An 18610-nucleotide genomic window follows, 5' to 3' on the forward strand; every position below is an offset into this window, starting at 1 on the left:
CCTCGTGGAGTCCGGCGGCCTCAGCCGCGCCCGGCGCCGGCGGCGACCCCGGCGGGCGGTGCGGCGGCCGGCGCGGGCGGCGCCGACTCGGTGATGCCGAACCGGGCGTGCAGCGCCCGCAGCGGGCCGGGGGCCCACCAGTTGGCGCGCCCGGCCAGGCGCATGAAGACCGGCACCAGCACCGCCCGGATGAGCGTGGCGTCGACCAGGACCACCACGACCATCCCGAGCCCCAGCATCTTCAGGAAGACGATCCCCGAGGAGGCGTAGGTGGCGAAGGACGCGGCGAGGACGACCGCCGCCGCCGTGATCAGCGGGCCGCTGCGCTCCAGCCCCACCGCGACGGCACGGGTGTTGTCGCCGGTGCGGTCGTACTCCTCCTTGATCCGCGACAGCATGAAGACCTCGTAGTCCATGGACAGGCCGAAGGCCGTGCAGAACATCAGGATCGGGATGCTGGGCTCGATGGAGCCGCTCGGGGTGAAGCCCAGCGCGCCGGACAGGTTGCCGTCCTGGAAGACCCACACCAGGGCCCCGAACATCACCGCCATGCTGAGGGTGTTGAGGACCATCGCCTTCGCCGGGAGCAGCACGCTGCCGGTCATCAGGAACAGGATCACGAAGGTGACGACCAGGATCAGCCCGAAGACCAGCGGCAGCCGGTCGACCAGCTCGCCCCGGAAGTCGCTCAGTTCGGCCGGGTAGCCGCCGATGGCGACCTCACCGGCGGAACCGTCGGAACCGGCGGAACCGACGGAAGCTGCGGAGCCGTCGGGGCCGGCCGCCGCGGTGCGGACGTCGGACAGCACGCGGTCGATCGCGCCGAGGCCCTGGTGCGTGGGGACCACCGAGTACCAGGTGTGCCGCTCGGAGGCGAACCTCTTGGCGGAGTCACCCGGCCCGGAGATCCTGCGCCCCTCCGCGTACGAGCCGGTGAGCGCGTCCACCTGGTGGACGTCAGGGACGCGGGAGAGCCGGAGGGCGGTCGCCTCGACGGCGGCCCGGTTCTCCGCCGTGCCCGCCTGGTCGCGCCGCAGGACCTGGAGGGCGTCCGTCTCCTCGGCGGCGAAGTTGTCGCGGATCTCCTGCTGGACGACCCGGCTGGAGGTGTCCGCCGGCAGCACCCGCTCGTCCGGCACCCCGAAGGTGAGGCCCAGCGAGGGGGAGGCGAGGCCCAGCAGCAGGACCAGCGCCGGAATGCCGTACACCAGGGGCCGGCGCATCATCCGCAGCGCCGTGGCGTGCCACCAGCCCCGCCCCTCGCGGGCGCCGGCGTCCTTGCGGGCCACCCGGTGCCCCAGGCGGGCCAGCGCGGCCGGCAGGATCACCAGCGCGGCGAAGACCGAGGTGAGGACGGTGCCGACACCGGCGTACGCGAAGGACCGCAGGAACGGGAACGGGAACAGCAGCAGGCAGGCCAGGGACACCACCACGGTCAGGCCGCTGAACGCGACGGTGCGGCCGGCCCCGGCGACCGCCTCCTCGACCGCGCCGGCCACGGACCGGCCGGCGGACAGCTCCTCACGGAACCGGTTGATCACGAACAGGCTGTAGTCGACGCCCAGTCCGACGCCCATCACCAGCGCCAGGTTGGCGGCGAACGTCGAGACGTCGGTGAGGTAGGTGACCCCGCGCAGCAGCGCCAGCGTGGTGATCACCGAGAACAGCCCCATGCCGAGCGTCAGCACGGCCGCCGAGAACCGCCGGTAGATGGCGAACAGCAGCAGCAGGACCAGCGGGAACACGATCGCCTCGGCCCGCAGGAAGTCCTGCCGGGACTGCTCGGCGGCCTGCCGGAACACCTCGTCCCCGCCGCCCACGCGCACCGTCACCAGCTCGCCGTCCCGGGTGAAGTCCGGGGAGAACTCGGCCAGCCGGGTCCGGGCCTCCGTCACCGTGCCCGCCATCCGCGCGACGACCAGGGCCTGCGTGCCGTCCGTCGCGCGCATCGCGGGGGAGCCGCCGCGCGACCAGTACGAGGCGACCTCGGCCACCCCGTCCTGACCGGCCAGCTCCCGTTCCAGCCGACGCCCCTCGGCGGCGACGGCCGGGTCGTCCACGGTGCCCTGCCGGGCGGTGACCATCAGCAGCACGCTGGGCGTGCCGGTGCCGAACTCCTCCTGGAGCACGGCGCGGGTCCGCAGCGACTCAGAGCCGGGGCTCTCGAAACGGCTGAGGAGCAGGCGGTCCATGGCGCCCGCGGCGAGCGCCAGGCCCACGACGGCGAGGGCGACGCTCAGCCACACCACGAGCCGGGACCGGGCGGCGGCCACCCGCCCCCACCTCCTCAGGGCCGGCGGGCTCTGTTCGCCGTGGGGGGATGTGTCGGGACGTACTGCGGGCACGGTGCACTCTCCGGAACAGGGGATGGGAAACAGGGGGTTGGTGCGTGGGGGTGCGCGGGGGTCACAGACCGCGGGCGTCGAGCCAGGCGTCGACCCGGTCGAAGGTGCGGGGCGCCGAGCGGGCCATCGTGGCGTAGTGCCCGGCCCCCGGGATGTCGATCAGTTCGGTGCGCGCCCCGGTGAACAGCCGCCGGTGGGCGGCGCCACCGGTGACCCGGGCGTCCTCGTCGCCGTAGACGAACAGCACCGGGACGGTGATGGTGCTCAGGTGCTTCAGGTCGGTGAAGACCGACTCCAGCTGCGAGGTCATGTCCCCGCACGGGTGGCGGTTCTGATGGGGCGTGGCGGCGTCCACCACCCGCCGCTCGGTGTCGTGGAAGTTGCCCCTGCGGAACTGGTCGGGGCCCAGGTCGTAATAGACGTAGCCGCCCGGGTCGCCCGGCCGCCTGCTGGGCTGCCCGCCCGCCATGCAGCTCTGGAGGGCGGCGAAGAAGCGGGTGTTGGCCTCGGGAGTCAGCCCGCGGTCCGTCCAGTCCATGATCATCAGCGCGTCGATCCCGCCGAAGGAGTACGCGGCGATCTGGACGACCTGCCCGCCGTTGGACTGGCCCGCCAGCGCCACCCGGGCGAACGCCGGGGGCTTCGCCGGGCCGCCGGCGGGACGGGCGCCGAGGTCGTACGTCCCGGCGCGCAGCTGCCGCACGATCTGGTGGGCGATGTCCGCCTCCGCCCCGATGCAGGTGCCGAACCCGTCGGGCCGGTCGCTGGAGCCGTACCCGAGCCGGTCCACGGTCACCGAGGCGTGGCCGCGCCGGGCCAGCTCCTCGGCGTAGTGGTAGCCGGGCACGTCCAGCCGCCAGTACCACTCGCCGGCGGCGATCCCGTGCTGGTAGAGCGTGACGGCCGGCTTCCCGCCGGCCAGCACCGCGCGCGGCGCGGTCAGATGGCCGCGGATGCGGTGGGTCCCGCCGGCCGGGCGGCAGCCGGTCCGGCTGCGGTTGACGTTGCGTACGGTGAAGGTGACCGGCACGTCCACGATGTCCGCCGCCGCCAGGCGCCGCGCGGTCGCGTCCGCCGCCGCCCGCCGCTCGGCCGGGGACGGCACGGACGACACGGAGGCCCCCGACGGCCCGTCCGGACCGGGTGACCCGTCCGTCACCGAGGACACCTCCGTCCGCTGCCCGGCCGGGGCCTCGGCCGCCACGGTCACGGCCACCGCGACCGGACTGGCCAGCAGCGCGAGACCCGCGCCCAGGGCGGCGATCCGCCGGATGACACTCATGCGTTCCTCGTCTCTCGCCGCGCCGGCCCGGCGCCCGGCGACCGCCGGTGCTCCCGGTGCCAGCCGGCCTGGTCGGTGACGGTCTCCTCCAGCGGGCGGAAGGCGACGCCCAGTTCACGGCGCGCCCGGGCCGAGGAGACCCTGCGGTGGTGGCCGTCGAGCAGCGCCCGCATCCCCGTCCGGGTGGCGACCGGCTCCCGGCCGCGCGCCCTCGCGCCCCACTCCAGGAGCGCGGCGAGCGGCATGGCCGCGCCCCGGGGCATCCGGCGCGGCACCGTCCCGGTGCCGGCCGCCCGGACGACGGCCGCGCAGATCTCGTGCAGCGGGTGCCACCGGCCGCCCACGATGTACCGGCGCCCCGCGGCACCCCGTACCGCCGCGGCGACACAGGCGTCCGCCACGTCACGGGCGTCCACCACGTGGTTGCCGGCCGCCGGGAGCGCCCGCACGGACCCGGCGGCCACCGCCCGGAACAGCCGCCCCGCCGAGGTGGGGCCCGCGTCCCCGGGCCCCCACATCCAGGCGGGCAGCACCATCGGCACCCGCAGCCCGTGCCGCTCGCCGAAGGCGGAGACCACCCGCTCGGCCAGGATCTTGCTGGCCCGGTAGTGGTTGCCGCGGCCGGGGGCGCCGTTGGGGGTGTCCTCGTCGGCGGGCGCGCGGGTGTCGCCGCCGCCGAGGACCGCGATGGAGCTGGTGTGCACCACGGTGGGCACCCCGGCGTCCACCGCCGCCCTCAGCAGGTCCTCCACCGCGCCGACATTGGTGCGGTACAGCCGCCGCAGGTCGTGGCCGGGCCCGTAGTACTCGCGGAAGTACGCGGCGGTGTGGATCACCGCGTCCGTCCCGCGCAGCGCGGCGCGGTAGCTGCCCGGCTCGGTGATGTCACCGGTGACCAGCCGCAGCCCCGGGTGGTCCGGCAGCAGTGCGCGGGCCCGCTCCCGGTCCCGTACCAGCGCCGTCACCTCGCTCCCGGCGGCGAGGAGCCGGTCCACGACGGCGTGGCCCAGCAGACCGGTGGCTCCGGTGACCAGGACGGCGGCCGGCCCGGCGGGTTCAGCGGGTGACGGCGTGTCGCTCATGCGACGTCCTTTCGGCAGGGGCGGGGGAGAGGGGGCCGGGGAGGGCGGTGTCGTACGGGGCGGGCGCCTCGCGCAGCCCGAAGCGGCGGTGGACGCGGCGCAGCGCGCGCGGCGCCCACCAGGCGCGGGCGCCCAGCAGCCGCAGCACGGCGGGCACCAGCAGGGCGCGGACCACGAAGGCGTCCACGAGCACGGCGAGGGCGACGCCCAGGCCGAGCATCTTGGTGTTGGTGATCCGGGACAGCCCGATCGAGACGAACACCACGCTCAGCACGACGGCCGCCGCGGTGATCAGCCCGCCCGTGGCGCGCATGCCCCGGACGACCGCCTCCCGGTGGCCGCCGCCCCGGTCGTACTCCTCCTTGACGCGGGCGATCAGGAAGACGCCGTAGTCCATGGACAGCCCGAACGCGACGCAGAACATCAGCACCGGGAGCGTCGTCTCCACGTCCCCGGTCGGGGTGAAGCCCAGCAGCCCGGACAGCCGGCCCTCCTGGAACCCCCACACCACCGCGCCGAACATGGCGGTCAGGCTCAGGGCGTTGAGCGCCACCGTCAGCAGCGGCAGCACCGCGCTGCCGGTCAGCAGGAACACCAGGAGCAGCGTCGCGCCCAGCACGAAGGCCAGGGCCGGGACCAGCCCGCGCCCGATGGACGCCTTGGTGTCCAGCACGGCCGCCGCCGGGCCGCCCACCCGCGCCCCGTCCGGCCCGGCCGCCGCCCGCACCGCGCCCACCAACCGCTGGTGGGCGGCCGAGGTGGCGGCGGTGTCGTCCTCGGCCACCACCGTCAGCAGGTCGTGGCCGGCCGTCGACCGGGTGGCGTCGACGGGGGAGGCCCCCTCGGAGCGGGCGCCGTCGCGGTAGGTGCCGGCCGAGGACTCGACGCGGGTCACCCCGTCGAGCGCGGACAGCTTCGCCGCGACCCGCCCCGTGGCGGCCCGCGCCTGGGCGTCCGGCGCCCCGCCGGGCTCCAGCAGCACGGGCAGGGCGCCCTCGGGCGACCCGCCGAACCGCTCCCGCAGCGCCTCCTGCACGGCCCGCGCCTCGCTCGCGGCGGGCAGCTGGCGGTGGTCGGCCGTCCCGAACTCGGCGCCCAGGAACGGCAGTCCCAACACCAGCAGCAGCCCCGTCACCGCGACGGTGACCAGCGGCGCCCGGCGCATCACCGCCTCCGTCACCCGGCCGCGCGGCGCCGCCGGGGCGCGCTTGCGGCGCCGTACCGGCCAGGCGTCCACCCGGTGGCCCAGCAGCCGCAGCACGGCCGGCAGCACCGTCAGCGAGGTCAGCGCGGCGAGCACCACCACGCTGATCCCCGCCCAGGCCAGCGAGTGCAGGAACGCCAGCGGCAGCAGCAGCATCGACGCCAGCGCGACGGCCACCGTCAGCGCGGAGAACAGGACGGTCCGGCCCGCGGTGCGCACGGTGCGGACCACCGCGTCCGGCGGCGGCGCCCCGGCGGCCAGCTCCTCGCGGAACCGCCGCACGATCAGCAGCGCGTAGTCGATCGCCAGGCCGAGGCCCAGCGCGGTGGTGAGGTTCTGCGCGAAGACCGACACCTCGGTCACCTCGGTCACCAGCCGCAGCACCGCGCCCGTGCCCACCACCGTGGCCAGCCCCACCAGCACCGGCAGCGAGGCGGCGACGAGCCCGCCGAACACCCACACCAGGACGGCCAGGGTGAGCGGCAGGGCGACCAGTTCGGAGCGGGTGAGGTCGGCGGCGACGGTCGACTCGATCTCGTTCTGCACGGCCAGCGCGCCGGAGATCCGTACCGTCAGATCGCCCTGCTCGCCCCGGAACCGCGGTGCGAGCCGCTCCAGTGCGTCCCGGGCGCGGTCGGTGCCGCCCTCGATCCGGGCGGCGATCACCGCCTGCCGGCCGTCGCGGGAGCGCAGGTCGGCCAGGCCCGTCTGCCAGTACGAGACGACCCCGACGACCCCGTCCTCGAAGGCCAGCCGCTCCGCCAGCCGCACCCCCTGCCCGGCGAGTGCCCGGTCGTCGACCCGGGCGTCGCCGGGCACCGACACCAGCAGGACCAGGTTGGGCTGCTGCTCCGGGTAGTGCTCCTCCAGCACCCGTTGCACCCGCGCGGACTCGGAGGCGGGGTCGGTCGTGCCGGTGTCGCTGAGCCGCCCGGGCAGTCCGGCGCCCAGCAGCACGGCGTCCAGCACCAGCACCACCGCCGCGACCAGGAAGAGCCAGGGCCGGCGCACCACCCGTGCGCCGAGGGACGTCAGCATCACGCCACCCGTTCCGCGGGGGCCCGCAGCACCGGGACCCCGGCCACCAGCTCCGGCAGGTCCCCGGGGGCGCACCAGGCGGCGACGGCGCCGTCCGGGCGGACGTAGACCACCAGCGGCTCCCGTCCGGCCAGGCCGGTCAGCGACCCGCCGGTGTCCACCACCCGCGCGTACGGCGCGGGGCCGGCGCCCGTGTCCCCCGGCTCCCCGCCGGCCAGCACCAGCACCACGTCCGCGCCCTCGCGGACCGTGCACCGCCCCACCAGCCGGGCCGCCTCGCCCGCGGCGCGCTCGGCGTCCGCGGGGTGGGCGCCGCCCCGCACGACCAGCACGGTGTGCCGGCCCGCCGAGAGGAGGGCGTGCAGCGAGCCCGCGGCGGTGCCGGACAGGGCACGCCACGCCGCGTCGGGCAGCCGCCCGCCCGGCCGCAGGCCCCGGGGGCGCCGCGCGGTGTTCCGCCCGCCCCCGGTCCCGAGGCCGCCCGGCACGGCCGGGCTCCCCGCCAGGCCGGGATCGAGCTGCGCCAGCTGCGGCACGATCGTGCGGTCCAGGGCGCCGGTCGCGGAGGCCGCCTTCAGCACGGTGTCGCGCACCGCCCGCTTGGGGCCCTCCCGCAGCAGCCACAGCCGGGTCTGCCGGTCCGAGTTGCGCAGCGCCCGCAGGGCGGCCGGGCGCCGCTCGGCCTCGTAGCTGTCGAGGAGCGCGGGGTCGGCGCCGTGCGCGACCGCGGCGAGCTTCCAGCCCAGGTCGAACGCGTCCTGCACCCCGGTGTTCAGCCCCTGGCCGCCCGCCGGGCTGTGGCAGTGCGCGGCGTCCCCGGCCAGGAAGACCGGCCCCGCGCGGAACGCCTCGGCGACCTTCGTGTGCACCCGGAAGGTGCTGCGCCACCAGGTGGAGCGCACCTGCCAGCCGCGGGGGCCGCGGGCCGTCAGCAGCGCCTGGAGGTCCTCGTCCGTCAGCGGTCCGGTGCCGTCGGTGGCGTCCCGGTCGAAGAAGATCCGGTGGCCGCCGCCCGGCAGGGGCACCACGACCATCACGCCCTCCGGCGTCAGGTGGTACTGCGCCTCGGACCGCGGCAGGTCGCCGGCGATGTCGCCGTCGCCGAGCAGGAAGTCACGGGCGTAGGTGCTGCCCAGGAACGCGATCCCCGCGGCCTCCCGCACCGTGCTGTGCGCCCCGTCCGCGCCCACGAGCCAGCGCGCCGAGACCTCCCGCGCGGCCCCCGCGCCGGTTCCGCCCGCGCCACGCCCGCCCGCGCCGAGCCCGTCCGCACCCGGCTCCGCGGGGCCGTGCGGCACCAGTCCGGCGGCCACCCCGGCACCGGCGGCCCCCGCGCCGCCGGTCCGGACGCCGGTGAGCCGGGTGTTCCACTCCACCGCGCCGCCCAGCTCCAGCAGCCGCGCGTACAGCACGCTCTCGGTGACCGACTGCGGCACGCACAGCGGCCGGGGGAAGGCCGTGTCCGCGAGCGCGCCGAACCGCACCCGGCCGGTGCGCCGCCCGTTGGACCAGTACGACGCCCCGGACAGCGGCAGCGACCGCTTCACCAGCGAGTCCGCCGCGCCCACGCGCCGCAGCACCTCCAGCGCGCCGCTCCACAGGATCAGGGCCTTCGGCTCACTGGCCGGACCCGTGCGGCGGTCCACCACCCGGCACGCCACCCCCCGCTGGAGGAGCGTGCAGGCGAGGGTGAGCCCGGTCGGGCCGGCCCCCGCGATCAGTACCGTCTCGCCGTCCGTCACACCGCGCTCCTGACGTGGAAGGCACCGCGCGAGCGGAGCAGGGCGACGACCTGGTCGATCGCCTCGTCGGTGGTGGTGAACGGCACCGCGAGCATGCCGGCGTCGGACGCGGCGGCGCAGTTCTCCTCCAGGTCGTCGAGGAAGAGGCACTCGTGCGCCGCGGCCGGCAGCCGCTCCAGCAGCCGCCGGTAGATCAGCGGGTCGGGCTTGCGCACCCCCTCGGCGGAGGAGTCGACGACCGCGTCGAACAGCTCGTCCACCGGCAGCTGGGCGCGCCAGCGCGGGCCCCACTCCGCCACGTTGTTGGTGAGCAGCGCGGTGCGGTAGCCCTGGCGGCGCAACGCCCGCAGGAAGGCGACCAGTTCGGCGTTGACCGTCCGGCCCCGGAACCACAGCTCGCCGAACTCCCGGCCCGCCAGCAGGTTGTCGCCGAGGCCGTCCGGCAGCTCGGCGAGCACCCGCGCGACCATCTCCGCCTCGGTGCACCGCCCGGTCTCCAGGTCGGCCATCGGGCTGCGCCCGTGGCGCCGGCCCGCGGCGGCGAAGGCCGCGCGGAGCAGGGCGGCGTCCACCCCGACGGCGGCGGCGAAGAGGTCGAAGGTCTCCTGGAGCGGATTGGTCAGGACGCCGCCGTAGTCGACGACCACGGTCGTGATGGGTGCGGAGCTCACTGCGCCACCTCCAGGCGGAACGACGCGGCGACGCGCTCCTGCTGGACGATGTCGACGACGACCGGCACCACGAGCGTGCCCAGCGTCCGGTCGACGCGGAACTGCTCGACCCGGGCCACCGCCCGCGCCGGCAGGTCCAGTTCGGCGAACTCCTCGAACCGCGCGTCCAGCGCGGTGACCTGGAGGCCGGTCGCGGAGATGGAGTGCAGCGCCGCCACCGAGGCCGCCGCCAGCTGCCGGGCCGCCTCGAGCAGCAGATTGCCCGGGATGTGGTCGAGCTGGTGGTCGAAGAGGTGCGGGTGGGTGGTGTCGGGGAGGACGGTCGCGGCCAGGGTGCTCTCCCCGGCGGCCACCGGGCGGGTGACGACCACGTTGTACGGGTCGCGGCGGCCCACCAGGGCGGGCGGCGCCGCCACATGGGTGGGCAGCGCGCCGATGACCCCGGCGAGGGCGTCCCGGCGGCGGGCCCGCAGCGCGCGGTAGACGGTCCGGCCGAAGAAGGCGAGACCGCCGCCGACGTGCAGGACGGTGCGCCCCTCGATGGCGAGCGTCCCGGAGAAGTCCAGGGCGTGCACCCGGCCGTTGCGCTTGCGCTGCGGGTCGACGGTGAGGGTGACGACCGCCTGGGCCGGCCGGTCGCCGCCGCTGCGCAGCGCCGACAGGTCCCGTATCCCTATCCGCAGACTGCGGAAGATGAACGAGTCGTCCAGGCTCACGTTCTCGTAGGCGTGCGCCAGGTACACCCCAGCCTGCCGCAGCACCTCCACCAGCAGCAGGAAGTCGTGCGTGCCCGACTGCTCGCCCATGATGTGGGCGCGGGGCAGCTGGGCGGCCACCTCGTAGGTGTCGGGCCGGTCCGGCACCGGACGGGAGTCGGTGAGGAACACCTCGGCGATGGCGGAGCGGTGCACCATCGCCCGGGGAACGGTGCTGTCGTAGCGGAGAGCGGTACGGGTCTGATCCTGCTGGGCTGGGCCGGTCATCGTTTCTCCAAGCGAGAGAGCGGGTACCGGATCACCTTGGGGGAGCGGCCTGGACAAGTCGCTGGTCAAAGCGCTGGACGAAGCGCTGGACCGCGCGCCGCCCCCGGCCCGGCGCCGCCCCCGGGATCACACCGTGTGACGCGCACCTCACTTGCTGGTGCGAACCGATGGGAACCAGCCAGTAATGGCTAGCCTGACGGGGATGATCTTTATGGGGGGAACATGTCAGGTGTGCTATTGCGCGAGCTCGGAGCGGCCGGCGGCGGGGGCTCGCCCAGCCTCCGCTTCCGGCTCTTCGGCCCGCTTCAGGTCACGCGCGGCCGGGAGGTCCTCGAACTCGGCCCGCCCAAGCAACGGGCCCTGCTGGCCGTGCTGTTGCTCCGCCCCGGGATGGAGACCGGGGTCGACCAGCTCACCGCGTCGCTCTGGGGCGAGGACTACCCCGCGTACGCCAAGAACCTGATCCAGAAGTCCGTCTCCGGACTGCGCGGCCTGCTGGCGGGCGGCGAGCACGGCGTCCGGCTGGAGTGGTCCGGCGGGGGCTACCTGCTGGACACCGGCGGCGCGTACGTCGACCTCTACGCGTACGAACGGCTCGCCTCCGCCGGGATCGCCGCCGCCCGCGAGGGCGAGGTCCTCCAGGCGGCGCGGCTGCTGGAGGAGGCGCGCACCATGTCGACCGGGCCGCTCGCCGAGGGGCTCGACGGGCCCATGCTGGAGCGGGAGCGGCTCTACCGCCAGGAGCGGTTCCTCGCCGACATGGAGGTCCGCGCCGAACTGGAACTGGAGCTGGGCCGGCACCGCAACGCCGTGCCGTACCTGTACTACGCGGTGCACAAGTACCCGTTCCGGGAGCGCTTCGTGTGGCTGCTGATGCTCGCGCTCTACCGGTCCGACCGCGGCAGCGAGGCGCTCGCGGTGTACGCCGGCCACCGCACCCGCGTGGTCGAGGAGCTGGGCGCCGAACCGGGCCCCTCCCTGCGGTCGCTCCAGGCGCAGCTGCTGCTCCAGGACCCGCAGCTCATGGTCTGTTCCTCACTGCGGCTGGACAGCGGCGCGCCCGCCGCCGCCCCGGCGCTCCGGCCCACGGCGCCGCTCGCCCGCCGCGGCCCCTTCGACTGACCGGCGGCCCTCCGCCCCGGGCGGCGCCCACCCCGTCGCGCCGCCGGAACCCGGCACCGCCGGGCGGTCACACCACCACCGCCACGGCGAAGGCGGCCAGCGCCACCGTGCAGGCCGCCGCCACCACCGCCCCGCGCACCGCCAGAGCACCCGGCCGCGGAGCCCCCAGCGCCCGCATCCGCCGGTGCGCCACCCACAGGAACGCCACCCACACCAGCAGCGACAGGGCCACCCCCACCAGCCCGGCCGCCGTCACGTCCTCGTCCAGCGCCTGCCGGGCGGCCAGCACCGCCGCGACCGTCGCCGACAGCGTCGTACGCCGCCACGCCAGCCGGGTCCGCTCCGGCTGCAGCCCGGGATCCCGCACCCCCGCCGCGCCGCCCGCCATCAGCCGCGCCAGCCGAACAGGACCACCACCACCATGGCCACGGCGACCAGCCCCACGGCCAGGCCCAGCAGCGCGGGGAAGCGGCTCACCGGCAGATCCTCGTCCCGCCGCATCGCCCGCTCGCAGCGCACCCAGTGGTTCACCGCCCGCAGTGCGCACAGCGCCCCGGCGCCCAGCAGCGCCAGCGCCATGCCCACCCGCACACCCCAGCGCAGGTCCGGCAGGAACTGGTCCACCGCGAACCCGCCGCCGACGAGCGCCAGCGCGGTGCGGATCCAGGCGAGAAAGGTGCGCTCATTGGCGAGGGAGAACCGGTAGTCGGGCGTGTCGCCCTCCTCACGGATCCGCTGCGGCGCGAACCACAGCCGCAGACCCCGCACGAATTCGCTCACATGATCAGCCTACCGGCGCGGTGCGCGCGCAGCCTTTCGTACGCCGCCAGCCCGTCCGGCACCCACGCCCAGTCGCCCAGCCGCGCCACCACCTCCGCCTCCGGCAGGAACGCGCCCCAGGCGACCTCCTCGGCCTGCGGCTCCACCGGCAGCTCGCACCGCACCTCGTACACCGCCGACCACCACGAGCCGCGCCCGCCGCCGTCCTCGTACAGGAAGCGGAACAGCGGCACCGGCCGCGGCAGACCGCGCACGCCCAGCTCCTCCTCCGCCTCGCGCAGGGCCGCCTCGTCATAGCTCTCGCCCGCCCCGACGACCCCGCCCACGAACATGTCGTACCGGGAGGGGAAGACCAGCTTGGACGCGGTGCGCCGGTGCACGAACACCCGGTCCTCGGCGTCCCGGGCGAGGACGAACACACACCGGTGGCGCAGCCCCCGGGCGTACACCTCGCCCCGGGGCAGCCGCCCCACCACCTCGTCGTTCTCGTCGACGACGTCCAGGATCTCCTCGGCGGCAGCGCTCATGGCCCCATGAAACCACCGCCCCGGAAAACGCCCCACCTGTTGACGGGTTACCGCCGCGTACCGAAGATCGGAGCACCCTGCCGACAAGGATGAGGACCCATGGCGTACGACGCTGATGTGATCGTGATCGGGGCGGGCCTCGCCGGCCTGGTGGCCACCGCCGAACTGGCGGACGCCGGGCGCCGCGTCATCCTCCTGGACCAGGAACCGGAGCAGTCCCTCGGCGGCCAGGCGCACTGGTCCTTCGGCGGCCTGTTCTTCGTCGGCTCGCCCGAGCAGCGCCGCATGCGCATCCGCGACAGCCATGCGCTCGCCCTCCAGGACTGGATGGGCACCGCCGGCTTCGACCGCCCCGAGGACCACTGGCCCCGCCGGTGGGCCGAGGCGTACGTCGACTTCGCGGCGGGCGAGAAGCGGGCGTGGCTGCACCGGCAGGGCGTCCGGTTCTTCCCCGTCGTCGGCTGGGCCGAACGCGGGGGCTACGGCGCGACGGGGCACGGCAACTCCGTCCCGCGCTTCCACATCACCTGGGGCACCGGGCCCGGCCTGGTGGCGCCCTTCGAGCGCCGGGTCCGCGCGGGCGCCGACCGGGGCCTGGTACGGCTCGCCTTCCGGCACCGGGTCACCGGCCTCGGCCGCTTCGCCGGTGCCGTCGACACCGTCACCGGCGAGGTCCTGGAGCCGTCCGCCGCCGAGCGGGGCACCGCCAGCAGCCGCCGGGTGACCGGGGCGTTCGAGTTCCGCGCCCCGGCCGTGATCGTCACCTCCGGGGGCATCGGCGGCAACCACGACCTGGTGCGCGCCCAGTGGCCCGCCCGGCTCGGCACCCCGCCCGAGAAGCTGCTGTCCGGGGTGCCCGCCCATGTCGACGGGCTGATGCTGGGCATCGCCGAGGCCGCCGGCGCCCGCCTCGTCAACCGCGACCGGATGTGGCACTACACCGAGGGCATCGAGAACTGGAACCCGATCTGGGCGCGGCACGGCATCCGCATCCTGCCCGGCCCCTCCTCCCTCTGGCTGGACGCCCGGGGCCGGCGCCTGCCCGTCCCGCTCTTCCCGGGCTTCGACACCCTCGGCACCCTCGAACACATCATGCGGTCCGGGCACGGGCACACCTGGTTCGTCCTCAACCGCCGCATCATCGGCAAGGAGTTCACCCTCTCCGGCTCCGAACAGAACCCCGACCTGACGGGCAGGTCGGTGCGCGGCGTCCTCGACCGCGCCCGCGCCGACGTCCCCGGCCCGGTCAGGGCCTTCATGGACCACGGCGCTGGCTTCGTCGTCGAGAAGGACCTCGCCTCCCTGGTGCGCGGGATGAACGCGCTCACCAAGGAGCCGCTGCTCGACGAGGCCGCCGTACGCCGCGAGGTCGTCGCCCGCGACCGGGAGATCGCCAACCCCTTCACCAAGGACGCCCAGGTGACGGCCGTCCGCGGGGCCCGGAAGTACCTGGGCGACCGGCTCGTCCGCACGGTCGCCCCGCACCGGATCCTGGACCCCGCGGCCGGCCCGCTGGTCGCCGTACGGCTCGGCATCCTCACCCGCAAGTCCCTCGGCGGCCTGGAGACCGACCTGTCCTCACGGGTGCTGACCGCCGGCGGCGACCCGCTGCCCGGGGTGTACGCGGCGGGTGAGGCCGCCGGCTTCGGCGGCGGCGGCGTGCACGGCTACCGCTCGCTGGAGGGCACCTTCCTCGGCGGCTGCCTCTTCTCCGGCCGCGCGGCGGGCCGGGCGGCGGCGGAGGCGACGGGATGAGAACGCCGCGGGCGGAATCCGTGGCGCGGCGGCCGGGGTGCGTGACACCCTGACGACCGTGATCATCAGGGTGAGTGAGGCACGCGTGCGGCCCGGCCGCTTCGAGGACTTCCACGAGATGCTCGTCTCCGCGGTGAGCGGGTTCCCCGGCCGCCATCCCGGGCTGGTGGACCACGAGATCCTGCTCGCGCCGCCGGACACGGTGCTCTACGTCAGCCGCTGGCGCGGCGAGCAGGACCTGGCCGGTTACGCCGGTGAGCACTGGCGCGACCAGCCGGTGATGCTGCCGGGCGAGGACGAGTACCTCGTCGAACCCCTGCGAGTACGGCACTTCACGCCCGCGCCCCTGGAGCCGGCGCGGGCACCGCGTCCGGACCGGTAGTCCGGCGGCCCCGCGCCGGGAGCCACGCCCAGAGCGCGACGGCGATGAAGAGCACCTGCTCGGGGATCCTGAACCACAGGGGCGTCGCCGGCTCCCCGTTGAACGGGACGCCCTCGACCGCCGCGTGGACGTTGGCCGGGAGCATCAGGACGAACAGCACGGCGAGGCCCAGCCCGGCCGCCGGGCGGGTGGCCTCCCGGACGAGCCCGGCGGCGCCGAGGAGTTCGAGGACGCCCGTCGCGTAGACCGCGAGGCGGGGGAACGGGACGAACGGCGGGACCATCGCGACCAGATCGTGGTGGCCGGGCATGGGGCCGAGGGCGGACGGGACGAAGTGCGCGCTCGCCGTGAACACCAGCATGACCGCGAGGCCGTGCAGGACGGACACCCGCCAGGTGGTGAACCTCCGGACGCCGAGGGCGCCGAGGAGCCGGAACAGCAGGGTGGGAACGGCGATGAGCATCAGAGTGCCCAGCATGAGCGGAGTCCTTTCGACGGGTCGGCCGCGCTCGGGCCGCGGATGAGGAACGTGCCGCGCAGAATGGATAATAGCGTTATCCACTATCCATTGCCGAGGGGAACGAGCGGATGAAGGTCTCCGAGCTGAGCCGGCGCACCGGCGTACAAGTGCCGCTGATCAAGCACTACTTGCGGGAAGGGATGCTTCCGCCGGGGCGGGCCACCGCGTCCAACCAGGCCGACTACGGCGAGGAGCATGTGCACCGGCTCCGGCTCATCCGCACCCTGATCGCCACGCGCGGCCTGTCGACCGCCGCGACGAAGGAGATCCTGGAGGCGATCACCGCCGAACAGGACGACCTGCACCAGGTCTTCGGGATCGTGCTGGGCGTACGTCCGGCCGCGACGGCGGCTCCAGAGGCACCGGAAGCTCCGGAGGCGGACCCGGACGCGGCGGCTCCGGAGCCGGCGGGCCTGGCCGACGCCCGCCGGCTGATCGCCGAGATGGGGTGGGACGTGTCCCGGGGCAACCCGGCCGCGCACACCCTGGGAGAGGTCCTGGCCGCGCTCGGGGACCTGGGCTCGGACATCGACTGGCGCGGCCTGCTGCCCTACGCCCGGCTCGCCGACGGCATCGCCGACCTGGACGTACGGCAGATGAGCGGCGACCGCGACCTGCTGGCCCAGGCCGAACGGGCCGTGACGGTCGCGATCCTCCTCGAACCCGCCGTCCTGGCCCTCCGCCGGCTGGCCCAGGAGTCCAAGTCGGCCCACCACTTCGGCGGCCACCACCCCGAAGCGCCGCACACCACCTGAGCCCCGGGCCCCGGATTCACCGGGGCGGCACACCCGGCGGCGTGCGGGCCCGGCCGGCGCGCTGGGCGATGTCCTCCGGCACCGGTGTCCCCTGGTGGTAGTACAGCCGCCACGCACCGCTCCCGGCGCCCCCGGACGGGTCGCGGCGCCAGAGCGAGCTGCGGCGCACCCGCCGGCCGCCGGCGGCCGTCTCGTACGTCAGGTGGACCAGGTCCGGGGCCAGCTGGACGCCCGTCATGCCGGACACCTCCACGGGCGGGCCACCCGCCGGGGCGGGCGCCAGGTCCGGCAGCGCGCCGAGCATCGCCTCCCGGGTCCACCGCCGCCCGGACGCGCCGACCTCGGTGAACTCCGGGTCCAGCAGCCGGGCCGCCTCGGCCGGGGAGGCCCGTACGGCCGGGTCGAGGAGCCGCAGCTCGCCCGCGATCGCCGCCTCCACCCCGGATGCGTCGGTCACGCCCGTACCTCCACCACCCGGAAGCGCTCCGCGACGACCATGGTGGTGTCGTCCACGGTGAAGTCCGGGTCGCCCAGCGCCTCGCGCATCTCGGCGCTGTGCCAGAACTCCTCGTGTCCGGCGCGCCATTCGGCGACCGAGCGGTACCCCTCGCCCTCGTCGAGCGCGTGCCGCAGGCCGACCTCCCCGAGCGGCAGCACCCGGACCTCCGTCACCTCGAGCACCGCCACCTCGCGGCCCTCGGAGTCGATGAGCGCCGAACGGGCGCCGGCCACCGGAAGGGGCTCGTCCTCCACCTCGTACGCGGCGAGCAGGCCGGTGGTCGAGGTCTTCTCCCCGGACAGGACGGCGGCGACCAGCCGGTCGCGCAACGGCCCGGGGAAGGCCAGCAGATACGGCTCGAGGGACTCGGGAGGCTCGGGAGGCGTCATGGGGCGAGTGTGACAAGCCGCCGCCGGTCCCGCGAGGCGATATCCCCCCGGCGCCGGCACGCCGGCTACAGCACCAGCGACAGCAGCAGCACGCACACGATGCCGACCACGGAGATGAGCGTCTCCATCACCGACCAGGTCTTCACCGTCTGACCGACCGTCATGCCGAAGTACTCCTTCACCAGCCAGAATCCGGCGTCGTTGACATGGCTGAAGAAGAGCGACCCCGCGCCGATCGCCAGCACGAGCAGCGCCGCGTGCGTGGTCGACATGTCGGCCGCCAGCGGGGCGACCAGCCCGGCCGCCGAGATGGTGGCGACGGTCGCCGAGCCGGTGGCCAGCCGTATCGCCACCGCGATCAGCCAGGCCAGCAGCAGCGCCGGGATCGACCAGTTCTCGGAGAAGTCCAGGATCATCCGCCCGACGCCCACGTCGATCAGGGTCTGCTTGAATCCGCCGCCCGCGCCGACGATCAGCAGGACGCCGGCGATCGGCGCGAGCGACGTCTCGACGGTCGAGGAGATCCGCTCCTTGGTGAAGCCGGCCGCCCGGCCCAGCGTGAACATGCCCACGAGCACGGCCGCGAGCAGCGCGATCAGCGGCGAGCCGATGACGTCGGTGACCCGCTGGACGTGGTTCTCAGGGTCGTCCACCACGATGTCGACCAGCGCCTTGACCAGCATCAGCACCACCGGCAGCAGGACGGTCGCCACGGTGGCGCCGAAGCCCGGCCGGCGCTCCAGCTGCTCCGGCGCCCGCTGCGGCACCATCCGCTCGGGCACCGGCACGTCCACCCAGCGGGCCGCGTACCGGGAGAACACCGGCCCGGCGATGATCACCGTCGGGACGGCGACCAGCAGGCCCAGCGCCAGGGTGACGCCCAGGTTGGCGCCGATCGCGTCGATGGCGACCAGCGGGCCGGGGTGCGGCGGGATCAGCCCGTGCATCACGGACAGGCCGGCGAGCGCCGGAATGCCGATCCGCATCAGCGAGTAGCCGCCGCGCTGGGCGACCATCAGCACCACCGGGATCAGCAGCACGATCCCGACCTCGAAGAACAGCGGCAGCCCGATCACCGAGGCGATCAGCACCATCGCCCACGGCATGGCCCGGCCGCCCGCCTTCGCCAGGATGGTGTCGACGATCTGGTCGGCGCCGCCCGAGTCGGCGAGCAGCTTGCCGAGGATCGCCCCGAGCGCGATCAGCACGCCCACACCCGCGACGGTCGAGCCGAGCCCGGTGGTGAAGGACGCGAGGGTCGCGGCGAGCGGGGCGCCCGCCATGGCGCCCAGCGCCAGCGAACCGAGGGTCAGCGCCAGGAAGGCGTGGAGCTTGAACTTCGTGATGAGCAGGACGATGACGGCGATGCCCGCCAGGACGGCGATGCCCAGCTGGGCGTTGCCGGCCGAGGTGATCGGCTCGGCGGCGTCCGCTGCCAGCATCTCGACGTTGAGACTGGTCACAGGGGTTCCTCGGGTTCGGGGGCCCCGGGTCCGGACGGGGGACCGGGGAGGGGGTGAGGGGGCCGGGCGCC

18 protein-coding genes are annotated in these 18610 nt (G+C 75.2%); 4 read left to right on the top strand and 14 right to left on the bottom strand.

From position 1 onward, the window contains the following. Positions 1–20 precede the first annotated feature (20 nt). The 7 genes from ACF08D_RS26215 to ACF08D_RS26245 form a co-directional block, all read right to left on the bottom strand. Entirely contained in the window at positions 21–2273 is a 2253-nt protein-coding gene (locus tag ACF08D_RS26215; protein ID WP_392225817.1) for an MMPL family transporter, read from the bottom strand. A 133-nt stretch (positions 2274–2406) separates the two neighbouring features. After that, a complete protein-coding gene (locus ACF08D_RS26220; RefSeq protein WP_392225819.1) occupies positions 2407–3627 on the bottom strand; it encodes an alpha/beta hydrolase in 1221 nt (406 codons plus the stop codon). Further along, the gene (locus ACF08D_RS26225) at positions 3624–4709 is read right to left on the bottom strand and encodes an NAD-dependent epimerase/dehydratase family protein (protein WP_392225821.1); all 1086 of its coding nucleotides are present in this window, start codon (positions 4707–4709) and stop codon (positions 3624–3626) included. The genes ACF08D_RS26220 and ACF08D_RS26225 overlap by 4 nt, the downstream gene beginning before the upstream one ends. Continuing rightward, the gene (locus ACF08D_RS26230; protein ID WP_392225823.1) at positions 4684–6951 is read right to left on the bottom strand and encodes an MMPL family transporter; all 2268 of its coding nucleotides are present in this window, start codon (positions 6949–6951) and stop codon (positions 4684–4686) included. The genes ACF08D_RS26225 and ACF08D_RS26230 overlap by 26 nt, the downstream gene beginning before the upstream one ends. Further along, positions 6951–8693, bottom strand: coding sequence for an FAD-dependent monooxygenase (locus ACF08D_RS26235; protein ID WP_392225825.1), 1743 nt, complete (start codon positions 8691–8693; stop codon positions 6951–6953). Before ACF08D_RS26235 ends, ACF08D_RS26230 begins: the two co-directional genes overlap by 1 nt. Further along, on the bottom strand, positions 8690–9364 hold the full coding sequence (locus ACF08D_RS26240) for an HAD family hydrolase (protein ID WP_392225826.1): 675 nt from the start codon (positions 9362–9364) through the stop codon (positions 8690–8692). Before ACF08D_RS26240 ends, ACF08D_RS26235 begins: the two co-directional genes overlap by 4 nt. Next, on the bottom strand, positions 9361–10347 hold the full coding sequence (locus tag ACF08D_RS26245; RefSeq protein ID WP_392225828.1) for a ScbA/BarX family gamma-butyrolactone biosynthesis protein: 987 nt from the start codon (positions 10345–10347) through the stop codon (positions 9361–9363). The genes ACF08D_RS26240 and ACF08D_RS26245 overlap by 4 nt, the downstream gene beginning before the upstream one ends. Before the next feature lie 231 nt (positions 10348–10578). Here ACF08D_RS26245 and ACF08D_RS26250 point away from each other — a divergent pair, with 231 nt between their 5' ends. Further along, a complete protein-coding gene (locus tag ACF08D_RS26250; RefSeq protein WP_392225830.1) occupies positions 10579–11469 on the top strand; it encodes a BTAD domain-containing putative transcriptional regulator in 891 nt (296 codons plus the stop codon). A gap of 67 nt (positions 11470–11536) precedes the next feature. On the opposite strand, the gene ACF08D_RS26255 is transcribed toward ACF08D_RS26250, so the two are convergent. Genes ACF08D_RS26255 through ACF08D_RS26265 form a run of 3 tightly spaced genes read right to left on the bottom strand, consistent with a single transcriptional unit; the run spans position 11537 to position 12776 of the window. Further along, on the bottom strand, positions 11537–11857 hold the full coding sequence (locus tag ACF08D_RS26255; protein WP_392225832.1) for a DUF202 domain-containing protein: 321 nt from the start codon (positions 11855–11857) through the stop codon (positions 11537–11539). Then, entirely contained in the window at positions 11857–12249 is a 393-nt protein-coding gene (locus tag ACF08D_RS26260) for a YidH family protein (RefSeq protein WP_392225834.1), read from the bottom strand. Before ACF08D_RS26260 ends, ACF08D_RS26255 begins: the two co-directional genes overlap by 1 nt. Next, on the bottom strand, positions 12246–12776 hold the full coding sequence (locus ACF08D_RS26265; protein ID WP_392225836.1) for an NUDIX domain-containing protein: 531 nt from the start codon (positions 12774–12776) through the stop codon (positions 12246–12248). Before ACF08D_RS26265 ends, ACF08D_RS26260 begins: the two co-directional genes overlap by 4 nt. A 99-nt stretch (positions 12777–12875) precedes the next feature. Between ACF08D_RS26265 and ACF08D_RS26270 the strand changes: the two genes are divergently transcribed. Next, a complete protein-coding gene (locus ACF08D_RS26270; protein WP_392225838.1) occupies positions 12876–14531 on the top strand; it encodes an FAD-binding dehydrogenase in 1656 nt (551 codons plus the stop codon). A 58-nt stretch (positions 14532–14589) separates the two neighbouring features. Continuing rightward, entirely contained in the window at positions 14590–14913 is a 324-nt protein-coding gene (locus tag ACF08D_RS26275) for an antibiotic biosynthesis monooxygenase family protein (RefSeq protein WP_392225839.1), read from the top strand. Here ACF08D_RS26275 and ACF08D_RS26280 read toward each other — a convergent pair. Then, positions 14864–15391 (bottom strand): hypothetical protein, encoded by a 528-nt coding sequence (locus tag ACF08D_RS26280; protein ID WP_392225841.1) that lies wholly within the window; start codon positions 15389–15391, stop codon positions 14864–14866. The genes ACF08D_RS26275 and ACF08D_RS26280 overlap by 50 nt on opposite strands. Before the next feature lie 110 nt (positions 15392–15501). Here ACF08D_RS26280 and ACF08D_RS26285 point away from each other — a divergent pair, with 110 nt between their 5' ends. Continuing rightward, positions 15502–16188 carry a MerR family transcriptional regulator gene (locus ACF08D_RS26285; RefSeq protein ID WP_392225843.1) on the top strand — a complete coding sequence of 229 codons (687 nt, stop codon included), beginning with the start codon at positions 15502–15504 and terminating at the stop codon, positions 16186–16188. A gap of 16 nt (positions 16189–16204) precedes the next feature. Here ACF08D_RS26285 and ACF08D_RS26290 read toward each other — a convergent pair whose 3' ends face one another. From ACF08D_RS26290 to ACF08D_RS26300, 3 genes are all read right to left on the bottom strand, one after another. After that, a complete protein-coding gene (locus ACF08D_RS26290) occupies positions 16205–16645 on the bottom strand; it encodes a DUF4440 domain-containing protein (RefSeq protein ID WP_392225845.1) in 441 nt (146 codons plus the stop codon). Continuing rightward, positions 16642–17076, bottom strand: coding sequence for an ASCH domain-containing protein (locus ACF08D_RS26295; protein ID WP_392225847.1), 435 nt, complete (start codon positions 17074–17076; stop codon positions 16642–16644). The genes ACF08D_RS26290 and ACF08D_RS26295 overlap by 4 nt, the downstream gene beginning before the upstream one ends. A gap of 65 nt (positions 17077–17141) precedes the next feature. Next, a complete protein-coding gene (locus ACF08D_RS26300) occupies positions 17142–18539 on the bottom strand; it encodes a GntP family permease (protein WP_392225849.1) in 1398 nt (465 codons plus the stop codon). Between the last annotated feature and the right edge of the window lie 71 nt (positions 18540–18610).

Origin of the sequence: Streptomyces sp. NPDC015131 (genome assembly GCF_043079975.1) — a bacterium.
Taxonomy (GTDB): domain Bacteria; phylum Actinomycetota; class Actinomycetes; order Streptomycetales; family Streptomycetaceae; genus Streptomyces.

Coding starts and splice junctions, on each gene's coding strand:
- ACF08D_RS26220 (WP_392225819.1), bottom strand. CDS start 3,627: ATGAGTGTCATCCGGCGGATCGCCGCCCTGGGCGCGGGTCTCGCGCTG.
- ACF08D_RS26225 (WP_392225821.1), bottom strand. CDS start 4,709: ATGAGCGACACGCCGTCACCCGCTGAACCCGCCGGGCCGGCCGCCGTC.
- ACF08D_RS26230 (WP_392225823.1), bottom strand. CDS start 6,951: ATGCTGACGTCCCTCGGCGCACGGGTGGTGCGCCGGCCCTGGCTCTTC.
- ACF08D_RS26245 (WP_392225828.1), bottom strand. CDS start 10,347: ATGACCGGCCCAGCCCAGCAGGATCAGACCCGTACCGCTCTCCGCTAC.
- ACF08D_RS26255 (WP_392225832.1), bottom strand. CDS start 11,857: ATGGCGGGCGGCGCGGCGGGGGTGCGGGATCCCGGGCTGCAGCCGGAG.
- ACF08D_RS26265 (WP_392225836.1), bottom strand. CDS start 12,776: ATGAGCGCTGCCGCCGAGGAGATCCTGGACGTCGTCGACGAGAACGAC.
- ACF08D_RS26270 (WP_392225838.1), top strand. CDS start 12,876: ATGGCGTACGACGCTGATGTGATCGTGATCGGGGCGGGCCTCGCCGGC.
- ACF08D_RS26280 (WP_392225841.1), bottom strand. CDS start 15,391: ATGCTGGGCACTCTGATGCTCATCGCCGTTCCCACCCTGCTGTTCCGG.
- ACF08D_RS26285 (WP_392225843.1), top strand. CDS start 15,502: ATGAAGGTCTCCGAGCTGAGCCGGCGCACCGGCGTACAAGTGCCGCTG.
- ACF08D_RS26295 (WP_392225847.1), bottom strand. CDS start 17,076: ATGACGCCTCCCGAGCCTCCCGAGTCCCTCGAGCCGTATCTGCTGGCC.